9 protein-coding genes are annotated in these 13,941 nt (G+C 39.4%); 8 read left to right on the top strand and 1 reads right to left on the bottom strand.

Going from position 1 to position 13,941, the window contains the following annotated elements; all coding sequences use genetic code 11:
- Positions 1-32: 32 nt before the first annotated feature.
- The 7 genes from trhO to I597_RS02685 all read left to right on the top strand — a co-directional run bounded on the left by trhO (position 33) and on the right by I597_RS02685 (position 7,517).
- Entirely contained in the window at positions 33-1,064 is a 1,032-nt protein-coding gene (gene trhO, locus I597_RS02715) for an oxygen-dependent tRNA uridine(34) hydroxylase TrhO (RefSeq protein ID WP_035326097.1), read from the top strand.
- A gap of 161 nt (positions 1,065-1,225) precedes the next feature.
- Positions 1,226-2,542, top strand: a complete 1,317-nt coding sequence (locus I597_RS02710) for a PSP1 domain-containing protein (RefSeq protein ID WP_035326095.1) — start codon at positions 1,226-1,228, stop codon at positions 2,540-2,542.
- Positions 2,535-3,011: a gliding motility lipoprotein GldH gene (locus I597_RS02705; RefSeq protein ID WP_035326093.1), complete on the top strand. Its 477-nt coding sequence runs from the start codon at positions 2,535-2,537 to the stop codon at positions 3,009-3,011. Before I597_RS02710 ends, I597_RS02705 begins: the two co-directional genes overlap by 8 nt.
- Positions 3,012-3,017: 6 nt before the next feature.
- Positions 3,018-5,348, top strand: coding sequence for a penicillin-binding protein 1A (locus I597_RS02700; RefSeq protein ID WP_035326091.1), 2,331 nt, complete (start codon positions 3,018-3,020; stop codon positions 5,346-5,348).
- 142 nt (positions 5,349-5,490) lie between these two features.
- A complete protein-coding gene (locus I597_RS02695; RefSeq protein WP_035326090.1) occupies positions 5,491-6,192 on the top strand; it encodes a CoA transferase subunit A in 702 nt (233 codons plus the stop codon).
- Positions 6,193-6,194: 2 nt separating this feature from the next.
- The gene (locus tag I597_RS02690; RefSeq protein WP_035326089.1) at positions 6,195-6,851 is read left to right on the top strand and encodes a CoA transferase subunit B; all 657 of its coding nucleotides are present in this window, start codon (positions 6,195-6,197) and stop codon (positions 6,849-6,851) included.
- Positions 6,852-6,854: 3 nt separating this feature from the next.
- Complete coding sequence (locus I597_RS02685) at positions 6,855-7,517, top strand: hypothetical protein (protein WP_035326088.1); 663 nt, start codon at positions 6,855-6,857, stop codon at positions 7,515-7,517.
- Positions 7,518-7,968: 451 nt separating this feature from the next.
- Here I597_RS02685 and I597_RS02680 read toward each other — a convergent pair whose 3' ends face one another.
- Positions 7,969-9,657, bottom strand: coding sequence for an ABC transporter ATP-binding protein (locus tag I597_RS02680; protein WP_035326087.1), 1,689 nt, complete (start codon positions 9,655-9,657; stop codon positions 7,969-7,971).
- 296 nt (positions 9,658-9,953) lie between these two features.
- On the opposite strand from I597_RS02680, the gene I597_RS02675 reads away from it, so the two are divergent.
- Positions 9,954-13,904 carry a M36 family metallopeptidase gene (locus I597_RS02675; protein ID WP_052111840.1) on the top strand — a complete coding sequence of 1,317 codons (3,951 nt, stop codon included), beginning with the start codon at positions 9,954-9,956 and terminating at the stop codon, positions 13,902-13,904.
- Positions 13,905-13,941: the final 37 nt, after the last annotated feature.

The raw sequence follows: 13,941 nt of genomic DNA, 5'->3' as shown, positions 1-13,941 counted from the left end.
TTATTTTTCTTTTAACTTAAACAAAGTATAGTATGCACCTGTACAATAAACTAAGCGCAAAAGAGAGAGCCCAGCTTATAGAACAAGCTGGAGAAGAACGTCTTACACTCTCCTTTTACAAGTACCATAAAATTGGTAATCCAGAACTTTTTAGAAATCACCTTTTCATTGCTTGGGATGCTATGGAGGCTTTAGGTAGAATATACGTCGCTCACGAAGGGATTAATGCCCAGATGTCTGTGCCGGCAAAGCGATTTACTGAGTTTAAGGAACACCTAGACGGTATAAACTTCTTAGAAAATGTACGCCTCAATATAGCTAGAGAGCAGGATAATAAATCTTTTTTAAAGCTCAAGGTAAAGGTGCGTCACAAGATTGTGGCAGATGGACTAGAGGATGAGACTTTTGATGTGACTAATAAAGGTGTGCACGTAAATGCATCTACCTTTAATGAGCTCATAGAAGATGATAATACGGTGCTTGTCGATATGCGCAATCACTATGAGAGTGAGATAGGTCACTTTAAAAATGCAGTCACTCCAGATGTAGATACCTTTAGAGATAGTCTTGATATTATAGAAGAAGATCTTAAAAATCACAAAGAAGATAAAAAACTAGTAATGTATTGTACCGGTGGGATACGATGTGAGAAGGCTAGTGCTTATTTTAAACATAAAGGGTTTAAAAACGTGTTTCAGCTTGAGGGAGGTATTATAGAATATGCTCGCCAGGTAGAGGCAGAGAAGCTTGATAATAAATTTAAGGGTAAAAACTTTGTTTTTGACCATCGTCGTGGGGAGCGCATCTCTGACGATGTGATTTCTAACTGTCACCAGTGCGGAAACCCTTGTGACGAGCACGTAAACTGTGCAAATGAGGCTTGCCACCTTCTATTTATACAATGTGAAGAGTGTGCAAAAGCAAACCAAAATTGCTGCTCTACAGAGTGTGCAGAGATAAACGCACTACCATACGAAGAGCAAAAGAAATTACGTTCTGGTAAAGGAAATAGTAATAAGATATTTAAGAAAGGAAGATCTGAGAAGCTAGCTTTTAAAAAGTAAGACTGTAGAAGGAGAACTTACAATTTTCTGTTTGGCAAAGGCGCTTGAGATTACCTATCTTTATCCATAGTTCAGTTTTGAACAAAAAAATAACGTGTTTACACTACTGTTGCAGTCACAGTGATTGATATAGAGTGATAAACCTTCTAAATATAAATAATATGGCGTGTGGCAATTGTGGCACAGGTGCAGACGGATCTCCTAAGGGTTGTAAAAACAACGGAACCTGCGGGACAGATGGATGTAATAAACTTACGGTGTTTGACTGGCTTTCTAATATGTCTCTTCCAGAGGGACAAGAAGCTTTTAACTATGTAGAAGTACGGTTTAAAAACGGACGTAAGAACTACTATAAAAATGATGATAAAATCACCCTGAGTATAGGTGATATTGTAGCGACACAGGCAGAGTCTGGTCACGATATAGGGATGGTAACCCTCACGGGAGAGCTTGTGCGCGTGCAAATGAAACGCAAGAAAATAAAACAAGATACACCAGACACCCTTAAAATTTACCGTAAAGCATCACAGCGTGATATAGATATCTGGACTACTGCTCGTGAGAAGGAAGAACCTATGAAGGTACGTGCGAGACAGATCGCAATACGCCTACAACTGCAGATGAAAATCTCAGACATAGAGTTTCAAGGAGATGCTTCAAAAGCTACTTTTTACTACACAGCAGAAGATCGTGTAGACTTTAGACAGCTCATAAAAGAATTTGCACAAGAGTTCCGTACTCGTATAGAGATGCGCCAGATAGGTTTACGCCAGGAGGCAGCTCGCCTGGGAGGTATAGGATCTTGTGGTCGTGAGTTATGTTGCTCTACGTGGTTAACAGATTTTAGATCTGTAACAACCAGTGCAGCAAGATACCAGCAACTATCACTTAACCCTCAAAAACTTGCAGGGCAATGTGGTAAATTAAAGTGCTGTCTCAATTATGAGCTTGACGCTTATATGGATGCCTTAAAAAGTTTTCCAAAAACAGAAACAAAACTTTATACTAAGAAGGGTACAGCAGTATGCCAGAAGATAGACATCTTTCAGGGCAGACTATGGTATGCTTATGAAGGCGAGTGGATGAACTGGCACGAGCTCACCACAGATCACGCAAATGAGATTATCACTGCAAACAGAAAAAAAGAACCTGTTGCAAGTCTAGAAGAATTTGCATCAGAGCTTATTGTAGAGACTACTGTAGATTTTGGTAACGTGGTAGGGCAAGACAGTCTCACCCGTTTTGATAAGCCAAAAACAACAAACAAGCGCCGTAACAATCGCAAGAAAAAGCGTAGCAATAGTGATAATAAACCACAAGCAAAGCGCTCACAACCTAAAGGTCCAAAAAAACCTAAGCAAGGCGGCCAGAAGGGTAAAACCACTCAAAAACCTCAAAAAGAAGGACAAAAACAAGGTGGCACAAAACCAAATAACAGAAATAAAAAGCGCCCTCATAAACCAAAACCTAATGCGTAACGTATTACTAGGTATACTCATCATACTTTGTGCCTCTTGCGATTCAAAGCAAGTGTACCATAGTTACATTTCTCTAGGCGACTCTTGGAAGATAGATGAGCCCGTTGTGCTAGAAGTTACAGAGCTAGACAGTATGCAGGTATACGACACATTTATCACTGTGCGCAACAATAATGAATACCCGTACAGCAACCTGTTTTTAATAACAGAAATGCAGTTTCCGCGTGGAAGAACCATTACAGATACGCTAGAGTATGAGATGGCAAACCCAGATGGCACCTGGATGGGAGACGGTTTTGGAGATATAAAAGAAAGTAAATTAATATATAGAGAAGGAGTACGCTTTCGCGAAAGCGGAACCTACACCTTTACCATAAAGCACGCAGTGAGAAAAAACGGTAATATAGATGGAGATGCAAATCTTGAAGGACTTACCGAAGTAGGCTTACGCATAGAAAAACAAGAATAAATAACTATGGCAACAAAAAAAGCTCCTAAAAAAACTGCCGAGAGTAGTGGGGATTACAGTAAATATATTTCTTGGTTTTGGAGACTTTTTGTGGGCGGTATAGCGCTGGTAGTACTCGTATTTTTACTTGCTAGCTGGAACGCCTTTGGAGAGCTTCCTACTTTTGAAGAGTTAGAAAACCCTGAGAGTAACCTTGCTACAAAAATCATCTCTGTAGATGGAAAACAGTTAGGAACTTATTATAACGAAAATAGAACTCCTGTAAAGTATGAGCAATTACCACAAAACCTAGTAGATGCTCTCGTTGCTACAGAAGATGAGCGTTATTATGACCACTCTGGTATAGACTTTAGAGGGACTACAAGAGCCTTTGCTTATTTAGGTCAAAAGGGTGGGGCAAGTACAGTCACACAGCAGCTTGCAAAGCTTTTATTTACAGGTCAAGCGGCTAGAGGATGGAAGCGTTATGCTCAAAAAATCAAGGAGTATGTTATCGCAACTCGTCTTGAGAGGCAGTATACAAAGCAAGAAATTATTGCAATGTATCTTAATAAACAAGACTTCTTGTTTAATGCTATAGGGGTAAGCTCTGCCGCACGTATTTATTTTAATAAGGATGTAGAAGATCTTGAGCTACACGAGAGCGCAGTAATTGTTGCGATGCTTAAAAACCCTCGTCAGTACAACCCTTATCGTAAAATTTCTAGAGAAAAATCTCTAGGAAGACGTAATCAGGTATTCAAGCAGATGGAGAAAAACGGTATGATCACCACTGCCGAAAAAGACTCCCTGCAAGCGCTACCTATGGAGGTGAAGTTTACACCAGAAGGCCACGCAGATGGTATTGCTACCTACTTTAGAGAAAACCTCAAGAAGTTTATGGCTTCTTGGATAAAAGAAAACCCAAAGGGTGAGGACTTAGAAGGTAATCTTACTTATTACAATATTTATAGAGATGGTCTTACCATTACCACTACCATAGACTCGCGTATGCAAAAAATAGCAGAGGATGCTGTTGCAGCCCATATGCCTAGATTACAAAAAGAGTTTGATAGACAAAACGAAAAAAATAAAACGGCTCCTTTTAGAGATATAGAAGAAGAGGATGTAGACAGAATTTTTAACAACGCGATAAAAAGTTCTTCTAGATGGCGTAAAATGAAAGCGCAAGGAAAGTCTGAAGATGCAATAAGAAAGTCTTTTGATATAAAGACAGATATGACTATCTTCTCTTGGGGAGGTGAGATTGATACAGTAATGACTCCTCGTGACTCTATACGCTATTACAAAAAGTTTTTACGTACCGGTATGATGTCTATGGTGCCACAAACCGGTGAAGTACGTGCCTGGGTAGGAGGTAATAATATGACACACTTTCAGTACGATCACGTACAGTTAGGAAAGAGACAAGTGGGATCTACCTTTAAGCCATTTTTATATGCCACAGCGGTAGATCAACTCAAAATCTCTCCTTGTGACACCTTGCCTAACACTATTTATTGTATTGCGGCAGGAAGTCACGGTAATACTAAAGACTGGTGTCCAGAAAACTCTGGAGGCGAGATGGGTGGAATGATCACAATGAAAAAAGCACTTGCTGAATCTGTAAACACAGTATCTGCTAGACTAATGGATAAAGTAGGCCCAGAGCCAGTAATTGACTTAGTAAGCAAGCTAGGGGTAGACACTAGTAAAATTCCTGCGGTACCATCTATTGCTTTAGGAACTGCAGATTTAAGTCTTTATGAGATGGTCTCTGCATACGGGGCTTTTGCAAATCAAGGGGTATATGTAAAACCACAAATAGTAAGTACTATACAAGATAAAAACGGGACTATTCTTTACCAGCACGTGCCAGAAACACGTGATGTACTAAGTGCAGAGTCTGCTTATGTAACTTTACAGATGATGGAGGGAGTAACCCGATCTGGTTCTGGATCAAGATTACGTCATACTTGGAGAGGCAAAGACCCTGTGTATAGAAAAGCAGTAACAGGGTATCCTTATGGATTTACAAACGCAATTGCTGGTAAAACGGGTACAACTCAAAACCAAAGTGATGGATGGTTTATGGGTATTGTTCCAAACCTCGTTACTGGTGTGTGGGTAGGAGGAGATGATCGTGCGGTACACTTCCCAGGTATTAATTATGGTCAGGGAGCTACAATGGCACTACCTATCTGGGGTATGTATATGAAAGACGTTTATGAAAACAAGGATTTAAAAATCTCAAAAAGTGAGTTTGATAAGCCTAAAGATCTTTCGATTACCATAGATTGTGATAATTATAAAAGTGAAGGTGTAAACGATGAGCTTCCAGATGAGTTAGATTTTTAATAAACGTATTATCAATATAGTTTCAAAAGAGTGTGGTAGTCTATCACACTCTTTTTTTATGTCTATCAATATGATAAGTACGCTTTCGCGAAAGCGTAATCAATTACAAAATCCGTATTTTTAATCATTCAAAACCAAGAATATGATAACAAAAGAAGTTGCCGGAGTAGATGTGGCTCTTGAAGGTGTAACTAGCGGTATGACGATGATGCTAGGAGGGTTTGGCCTGAGTGGTATTCCAGAAAACGCTATTGCAAAACTAGTAGAACTTAATGTAGATAATCTCACTTGTATATCAAACAATGCGGGAGTAGATGATTTTGGCCTAGGGTTGTTATTACAAAAGAAGCAGGTTAAAAAAATGATCTCTAGCTATGTGGGTGAAAACGCAGAGTTTGAACGCCAGATGCTTAGCGGTGAGCTTGATGTAGAGTTAATACCTCAAGGTACACTTGCAGAGCGCTGTAGAGCTGCTCAAGCAGGCTTCCCAGCAATATACACACCAGCTGGTTATGGTACAGAAGTAGCAGAGGGTAAAGAGACAAGAGAGTTTGATGGAAAGATGTACGTGCTAGAGCACGCATTTAAGGCAGACTTTGCTTTTGTAAAAGCTTGGAAAGGTGATGCAGCGGGTAATCTTATTTTTAAAGGAACGGCACGTAATTTTAACCCTAATATGTGTGGAGCAGCAACCATCACTGTGGCCGAAGTTGAAGAACTTGTACCCGTAGGTGAGCTAGACCCTAACCAGATACATATACCAGGTATTTTTGTACAGCGCATCTTTAAAGGAGAGACGTACGAGAAGAGAATAGAGCAACGCACGGTAAGAACAAGAGATTAATTATGGCATTAGATAAAAATCAAATCGCACAGCGCATCGCAAAAGAGGTGCAAAATGGATACTACGTAAACCTGGGTATAGGTATACCTACACTAGTTGCAAACTATGTACGTGATGATATAGAAGTAGAGTTTCAAAGTGAGAATGGAGTCTTAGGTATGGGACCTTTTCCTTATGACGGAGAAGAAGATGCAGATATTATAAATGCAGGGAAGCAAACCATAACAACACTGCCGGGTGCTAGCTTTTTTGACAGTGCAACTAGTTTTAGTATGATACGTGGTAAGCACGTAGACTTAACCATACTAGGAGCAATGGAAGTTGCCGAAAATGGAGATATAGCAAACTGGAAAATACCTGGCAAAATGGTAAAGGGTATGGGGGGCGCTATGGATCTTGTAGCAAGCGCAGAAAATATAATCGTTGCAATGATGCATACTAATAGAGCAGGCGCGTCTAAACTTCTTAAACGTTGCAGTCTTCCACTCACAGGCGTAGGTTGTGTAAAGAAGATAGTAAGTAACCTTGCGGTACTAGAGGTGACACCAGATGGGTTTAAACTATTAGAACGCGCACCTGGAGTTTCTGTAGAAGAAATACAAGCAGCCACAGAGGGAACACTTATTATAGATGGTGATGTGCTAGAGATGCAGCTGTAACTAATGATTATCTATGACTTAAATAATAAGCCTCATAATTATACGTATGTGGTAGATAGAGACTACCAGGGTTTAAGTGATAGGTTTTTAAAAAATACGTATAAAGCACTTGATTTTCTTTACAAAACAAATGCGCTTACCATTACATATAAAGATGATGGTGTTGTGAAAACACTTGATATTATAGATGTGCTCGTTGCAGATGTTGTAAATGGTATTAATATCGTGTACTCACAGCGCAAGAATTATTATAGGCCGTCTACAAATACGGTGGGATTTTACGATACACACGGTATCGTTTTTAGAAAAAATCATCGTAAGCGATGGTTTTCAAAAAATAAGGGGTACAATTCTCCTATGGCTGTACTTGCGCACGAGCTTATACACTGCTATAATGAACTGTTTGAAACAGACGATTATAAAGCTAGAAAACTTAATATTACGTCTCGAAAGAAAAAAATAGACAGTGCGGGCAATGACATCTCATATCCTAATAAAGAGGAGGAGTTTGTCATAAGAATGACAAACCAAGTTGTAAAAAGATTAGGTGAAGATAAAAGGTCTAATTATGGAAGAAGTTATTATGAAGTAGAAGAGGTTACAGATACTCGAAAGAAAGGAAAACGGAAAAACAGAAGAATCTCACAAATATTTAACCACTCTTAGAGTGGTTTTTTTATGAAAACACACCTGCATTAATTTTAAAGATTTCGACAAAAAGCCGACTAAAAACTTAATTATTCGACGAAATACACAAAACATTAACATTTGATGACTATTTCTACTGTTTTGGTTGTTGTCTATTTATAATATTATCTTACATTTACATTCCCAAATCAAGTAATTGATTCCGATGAAGTGTAAAGTATATTCGATAATCTACATTTCACTTCATCATATAGTATAGCTTAAACGTATAAGAGTGTTTTGAGTTATGATTTGTTAGAAATCCGCGGGGGGAGCCCTGCGGATTTTGTTTTAATCCCTATTTGACGCAAGAATGAAAAAAATCACAAACTCAGCCAGACAACTCGCAACTGGAGTTCAAAATACTTTCTATTTTACATCAAACTGTATAAAACTAGCAAGAAAGGTCTTTATGATATAATCATAGTGACTAAATGCCTTTAGGTATAGCGCCTATTAATCGCTTAGTGTAGGCCTTTATGGGGTTTTTATAAATTGCATCTGCATCTCCTATTTCTTCTATTTTACCATTATTCATAACCACAAGTTGGTCAGACATATATTTTACTACTGCGAGATCGTGAGAAATAAAAATATAAGTAAACCCAAAGTCCTTTTTGAGCTCATTAAGTAAATTGAGTACTTGCGCTTGTACAGAGATATCTAGCGCGCTTACAGACTCATCACACACAATAAGTTTTGGGTTTACAGCTATGGTACGTGCAATCCCTATGCGCTGGCGCTGCCCTCCAGAAAACTCGTGCGGGTATCTATTATAGTGTTCTTTCTCAAGGCCTACGCGTTCTAATAGTTGCATCACTCGCTCTTTACGCTCCTTTGTAGAGGCATATAGTTTGTGCACTTCCATCGGTTCAATAATAGCCTGGCCCACGGTTAATCTTGGGTTAAGAGAAGCAAACGGATCTTGAAAAATGATTTGCACCTCTTTACGTAAGCTACGTAACGCTTTACCTCTTAAACGTGTAATATCTATCCCTTTATATAAAATATGTCCGGCTGTTGCTCGATCTAGCTGTAATATCGCATTCCCTAGCGTAGACTTACCACATCCAGACTCACCTACCAGACCTAGCGTTTCTCCCTCATAAATTTTAAAAGAAACATCATCTACCGCTTTAAAACCTTTGTCTTTGCTAAAAATGCCACTGTTAGAAAAGTATGTTTTCTCAACATTATGAACCTCTAGTAATGCTGGTTGGTCGTATAGTTTTGTAAGATGTGCAGCGCGCTCTGTTTTAGACTGCACCTCAGAAGCAGTTGTGTTGTCTAGGTAATCTTGTATAGTAGGGAGCTTTTTGAGTCGCTCATCTAGCGACGGTCTTGCACTTAGTAGTGCTTTTGTGTATTCGTGTTGAGGTGACTTAAAGAGTTGTTGTGCTTCTGCAGTTTCTACAATATCACCTTTATACATTACAAGAACGCGATCTGCAATATCACTTACCAGCGATAAATCGTGAGATATAAAAATCACACTCATCTCGGTTTCTTGTTGTAGCTGTTTAAGAAGTAATATAATTTCCTTTTGAACCGTAACATCTAGTGCCGTCGTAGGCTCATCTGCAATGAGAATTTTAGGCTTACAAGCAATGGCCATTGCAATCATTACTCGTTGTTTTTGGCCTCCAGAAATTTCGTGAGGATAAGCCTCATAAATTTTTGATACCGTAGGGAGTTTTACTTTTTCAAATAAAGCTAGTACTTCGTCTTTTATACGCTTTCGCGAAAGCGTAGTATGCCTTCTTAAAATCTCCGCTACTTGATCTCCGCAGCGCATAGAAGGATTAAGGCTGCTCATAGGCTCTTGAAAAATCATAGAGATTTCATTCCCTCGTATGGTTTGAAAATCTTTTTCAGAAAGTGTGGTTAGTGATTGCCCATTAAATGAGATAAGCCCCTGTATGTGAGTATGTTTTTTAGGAAGTAAACCTAAAATGGCTAGTGAAGAAACACTTTTTCCAGAACCAGATTCTCCTACAATGGCAAGTATCTCATTACGGTATAAATCAAAAGAGATACCGTGTATCACTTCATTGACCTCTCCTTGCTGTCGAAAAGATAGATGAAGCTGTTTTACAGAAAGAAGTTCTTGAGATTGCATAACTCAAAAATACGTTTTTTAAATACCAGATTGCATATGAGATTATAGTGAGTGCGTTTGAGCATTATTATACAAATGAGAAGTCTTTAATTTTTGTTGAGCAATAAGTCAATTAAGGTAGAACATAGTTTAAATATTAATTTTTTGTTAAAAAAAATCGTGTAGTTCATCGAAAAAATTACGATTTCTTTAAAGATTTCACGTTATTTACTATCCAAATACAAAGTTTTGATTAAAAAATTATAAATAATCCGTTTTTAATCAATCTTCTCCAACATTAATTAAATAATCAACTTATGAAAAAATTGTACTCTTTTGTCCTACTGGTACTTCTAGCAGGATCGACAGCAATTGCTCAAAATGTAGATGGCGTAGTCCAAAAATATTTGAGCGGAAATGCAGAAGAAGTAGGTCTAAAATCTACAGACGTTGCACAATGGGAAATAACAGATATTGTCCCATCACTCAACCCCGAGATACAGCACGTTTACGTACAGCAAAAGTATCAAGGAGTTCCAATTCAAAACGGAACATATAAGCTTACTGTAAAAAATGGACAGGTAACTTATGAGATTAACCAGTTTGTTAAAGACATAGCAGAAAAAAGCGCAGGCAGCGCAGCCAGCTTATCTCCAGAAAATGCGATACAAAAAGTGGTGCAGCATCATAAGATACAAGCACCTCGCAATCTTTCTGTAACAAAATCTAGTGGTAACACTTTTGAGTATGCAAACTCAGGTATAAGTATAGAGCCTATAAAGGTAGAAAAGCGATACCTATCTGTAGGAAACAAATTACACCTTACTTGGAATGTATCAATCTATCAACTAGATGCTCAACACTGGTGGAATGTAAATGTAGATGCTGCTTCTGGTGAGATATTAAAAACCGAAGATTGGGTAGTATCTTGCTCTTGGGAAGACCCAAATCATAGCGAGCACAATCACGATACTCCTAGTGTAAAAGAAGATGTAGTTTACGGTCCAGTAAAAGCTACTACTGCAGCTGCTGTAGTAGGTGGAGGTTCTTATAATGTATATCCACTAGGTATAGAAAGTCCTAGTCACGGTAACCGCGCGATTGTAACAGATCCTGCAGTTGCAAATGCTTCACCATACGGGTGGCACGATACAAATGGATCTGCAGGAGCAGAGTTTACTACTACAAGAGGAAATAACGTTCTAGCTCAAGATGATACAAATGGTAACAATGGTTCTGGAACAAGTCCTAATGGTGGTAGTGCTCTTAACTTTGACTTTGCACTTAACCTTAATAATAATCCTTCAACGTTTTTACCAGCAGCAACTACGAACCTTTTTTACTGGAATAATATTATGCACGATGTGTGGTACCAGTATGGGTTTACAGAGGCAGCAGGTAACTTTCAAGAAAATAACTATGGAAAAGGTGGTATAGGGAGTGATTCTGTAAATGCAGATGCCCAAGATGGTAGTGGTACAAATAATGCAAACTTTGCAACACCACCAGATGGTAGTAACCCGAGAATGCAAATGTTCTTATTTACTAACCCTACTCGAGATGGAGACCTAGATAATGTTATTATTGCTCACGAGTATGGTCACGGTATTTCTACACGTCTTGTAGGAGGTCCTAGCACAAATGCTTTAGGAGGTAGTGAGCAAATGGGTGAAGGATGGTCAGACTGGTTAGGTCTAGTGATGACTATACGCCCAGGAGATACTAGAGATACTGCTAGAGGAGTAGGTACATATGCTATAGGACAACCTACTACAGGTGCAGGAATTAGACCTACGAGATATGCTACAGATCTTGCTGTAAATGGAACTACATATAATGACGTAAGTAGCCTTGTAGTACCTCACGGTGTAGGGTATGGTTTTGCAACGATACTATGGGATATGACTTGGGATCTTATAGATCTAGAGGGGTATGATAATGACCAGTATAATGGTACAGGTGGTAACAATATCGCAATGGCTCTTGTTATAGAAGGTCTTAAGAATACGGCAAATAACCCTGGATATGTTTCTGGACGTGATGGAATATTACAAGCAGATCAAGATCTTTATGGAGGACAGTATAACTGTTTAATATGGGACGCCTTTGCAAGAAGAGGTGTAGGTGTAGATGCTGTAGAAAATAGTAACGGTGGTACAAATACAAATACAGATCAAGTCGCTTCATTTACGAGTGGTTGTTCTGGACCGCCACCACCAGCATCTTGTAACTCTACTGTGAGTTCTTTCCCATATTCTGAAGGGTTTGAAAATACTTTAGGAGCTTGGTCACAAGACACATCAGATGATTTTGACTGGACAGTTCGTACAGGGGGAACACCTTCTAACAGTACAGGACCTTCTGGTGCAAACGAAGGATCATATTATATTTATGTGGAAGCATCTAGTCCTAACTTTGGAAGTAAGACTACTACAATAAATTCACCTTGTTTTAATCTCGCAGGAGTAAATGCTGCAGAGGCTACTTTTAGTTACCAGATGACAGGTAACTCTGTAGGTACCGTGAGACTAGAAGCTAGAGATGATAGCTCACAAACGTGGACAGAGCTATGGTCACTAAGTGGAGATCAAGGAGCAGCTTGGCAAGATGCAACAGTAAGCCTTGCGGCATATGATGCCTCGACACAATTAAGATTTAGAGCAACAACATCTGCCTCTTGGCAAGGTGATATTGCTATAGATGGATTTGCTATAGAAGGTACTGCTCCGGCAGATACGCAAGCTCCTACAGCTCCTACAAGTCTTGTTGTTACAGATGTAACAACCTCTAGTGTTGCATTATCTTGGAACGCTTCTACAGATAATATAGGTGTGGTAGCTTATGATGTATACCAAGGGTCTAATAACCTAGGAGAAGTTACAGTGACTAATGCAAATGTTACTGGTCTTGCAGAGGGAACTACATACCAGTTTACTGTAAGAGCAAAAGACGAGGCAGGTAATGTCTCTGGAGCTAGTAATACGGCAACAGCCACTACAGAGACTACTACAGTCCCATCGGGTTGTACAGCAACCGCTGGAGCAGGATATAGTGAAAGTTTTGAAGCTGGACTTGGTCAATGGACTCAAGATAGTAGTGATGATATAAACTGGACACGTGATGCATCTGGAACACCTTCTAGTGGTACAGGACCATCTTCTGGATCACAAGGGTCTTTCTATATGTTTGTAGAAGCATCTGGTAATGGAACTGGATACCCAAACAAGAGAGCGATATTAAACTCTCCTTGTTTTGATCTATCTACAGAGACAGAAGCAAACTTTACATTTGATTATCATATGTATGGTTCTACAAATGGAGGTCAGGTAGATCTAGAAGCGAGTGCAGACGGTGGTACTACCTGGACAAGCCTATGGAACCAGACAGGAAACCAAGGCAACCAGTGGAATGCAGTTACCGTGAGCTTAGATGCATATACGGGAGGTACAGTTCAGTTACGTTTTAACCGTATTACGGGCAGCACGTGGCAATCTGATGTTGCTATAGATAACGTTGCTCTTACTGCCGGTGACGGAGGTGGTGATACTACTCCACCTACGGGCTACTGTGCCGCAAATGGTAATAACAGTACAGAAGAGTACATTGCACGTGTGCAGATAGGAAGTATAGATAATGCCTCTGGTAGAAATGCTGCCGGATACCAAGACTTTACAAATATCTCAACAGCCTTAAGTGGTAGTACTACAATAACTATTACACCAGAGTGGCCAGGAAGCACTTATAGTGAAGGTTATGCTGTTTTTGTAGACTGGAATCGTGATGGTGACTTTGCAGATGCTGGAGAAACGGCTCTTACCATTTCTGCAACGCAGGCTACACCGGTAAGTGGTACTATCACAGTACCATCTGGAGCGGCTCAAGGAGCTACTCGTATGAGAGTGGTTATGAGATATAACGCTGTGCCAGCTGCTTGTGGAAGCTTTAATTATGGAGAGGTAGAAGACTACATTGTAAATGTATCAAGTAGTGCAGCCTTTGGTGGAGATACAGAAGGTGATACGGCATTTACAGACTTTGGAAAAGGAGACTTCTCAATTTTCCCTAATCCGGTTACTCGCGGAGAATTAAACATAAGCTTACAAGGGGCAGAAGCTACCTCTGTAACTATATTTAACCTTCTAGGTCAAGCGGTTCATAAAGGTAATTTTGAAAACACAATTGATGTATCGAGACTTGAAGCTGGCGTTTATGTCATTCAGGTAGAGACTGAAGGTTCAAAAATGATTAAACGCTTTATCAAAAAGTAAAGCCAGTCATTTATAAACATAAGAAATCCCGACTTCA

It is taken from the genome of Dokdonia donghaensis DSW-1 (assembly GCF_001653755.1).
Lineage (GTDB): Bacteria > Bacteroidota > Bacteroidia > Flavobacteriales > Flavobacteriaceae > Dokdonia > Dokdonia donghaensis.
This window is presented reverse-complemented; position numbering and strand designations above follow the sequence as displayed.

Excerpts from the sequence above, each read along its gene's own strand:
- I597_RS02690 (WP_035326089.1), top strand. The coding sequence starts at position 6,195 with ATGGCATTAGATAAAAATCAAATCGCACAGCGCATCGCAAAAGAGGTG.
- I597_RS02685 (WP_035326088.1), top strand. The coding sequence starts at position 6,855 with ATGATTATCTATGACTTAAATAATAAGCCTCATAATTATACGTATGTG.
- I597_RS02695 (WP_035326090.1), top strand. The coding sequence starts at position 5,491 with ATGATAACAAAAGAAGTTGCCGGAGTAGATGTGGCTCTTGAAGGTGTA.
- I597_RS02710 (WP_035326095.1), top strand. The coding sequence starts at position 1,226 with ATGGCGTGTGGCAATTGTGGCACAGGTGCAGACGGATCTCCTAAGGGT.
- trhO (WP_035326097.1), top strand. The coding sequence starts at position 33 with ATGCACCTGTACAATAAACTAAGCGCAAAAGAGAGAGCCCAGCTTATA.
- I597_RS02705 (WP_035326093.1), top strand. The coding sequence starts at position 2,535 with ATGCGTAACGTATTACTAGGTATACTCATCATACTTTGTGCCTCTTGC.
- I597_RS02675 (WP_052111840.1), top strand. The coding sequence starts at position 9,954 with ATGAAAAAATTGTACTCTTTTGTCCTACTGGTACTTCTAGCAGGATCG.
- I597_RS02700 (WP_035326091.1), top strand. The coding sequence starts at position 3,018 with ATGGCAACAAAAAAAGCTCCTAAAAAAACTGCCGAGAGTAGTGGGGAT.
- I597_RS02680 (WP_035326087.1), bottom strand. The coding sequence starts at position 9,657 with ATGCAATCTCAAGAACTTCTTTCTGTAAAACAGCTTCATCTATCTTTT.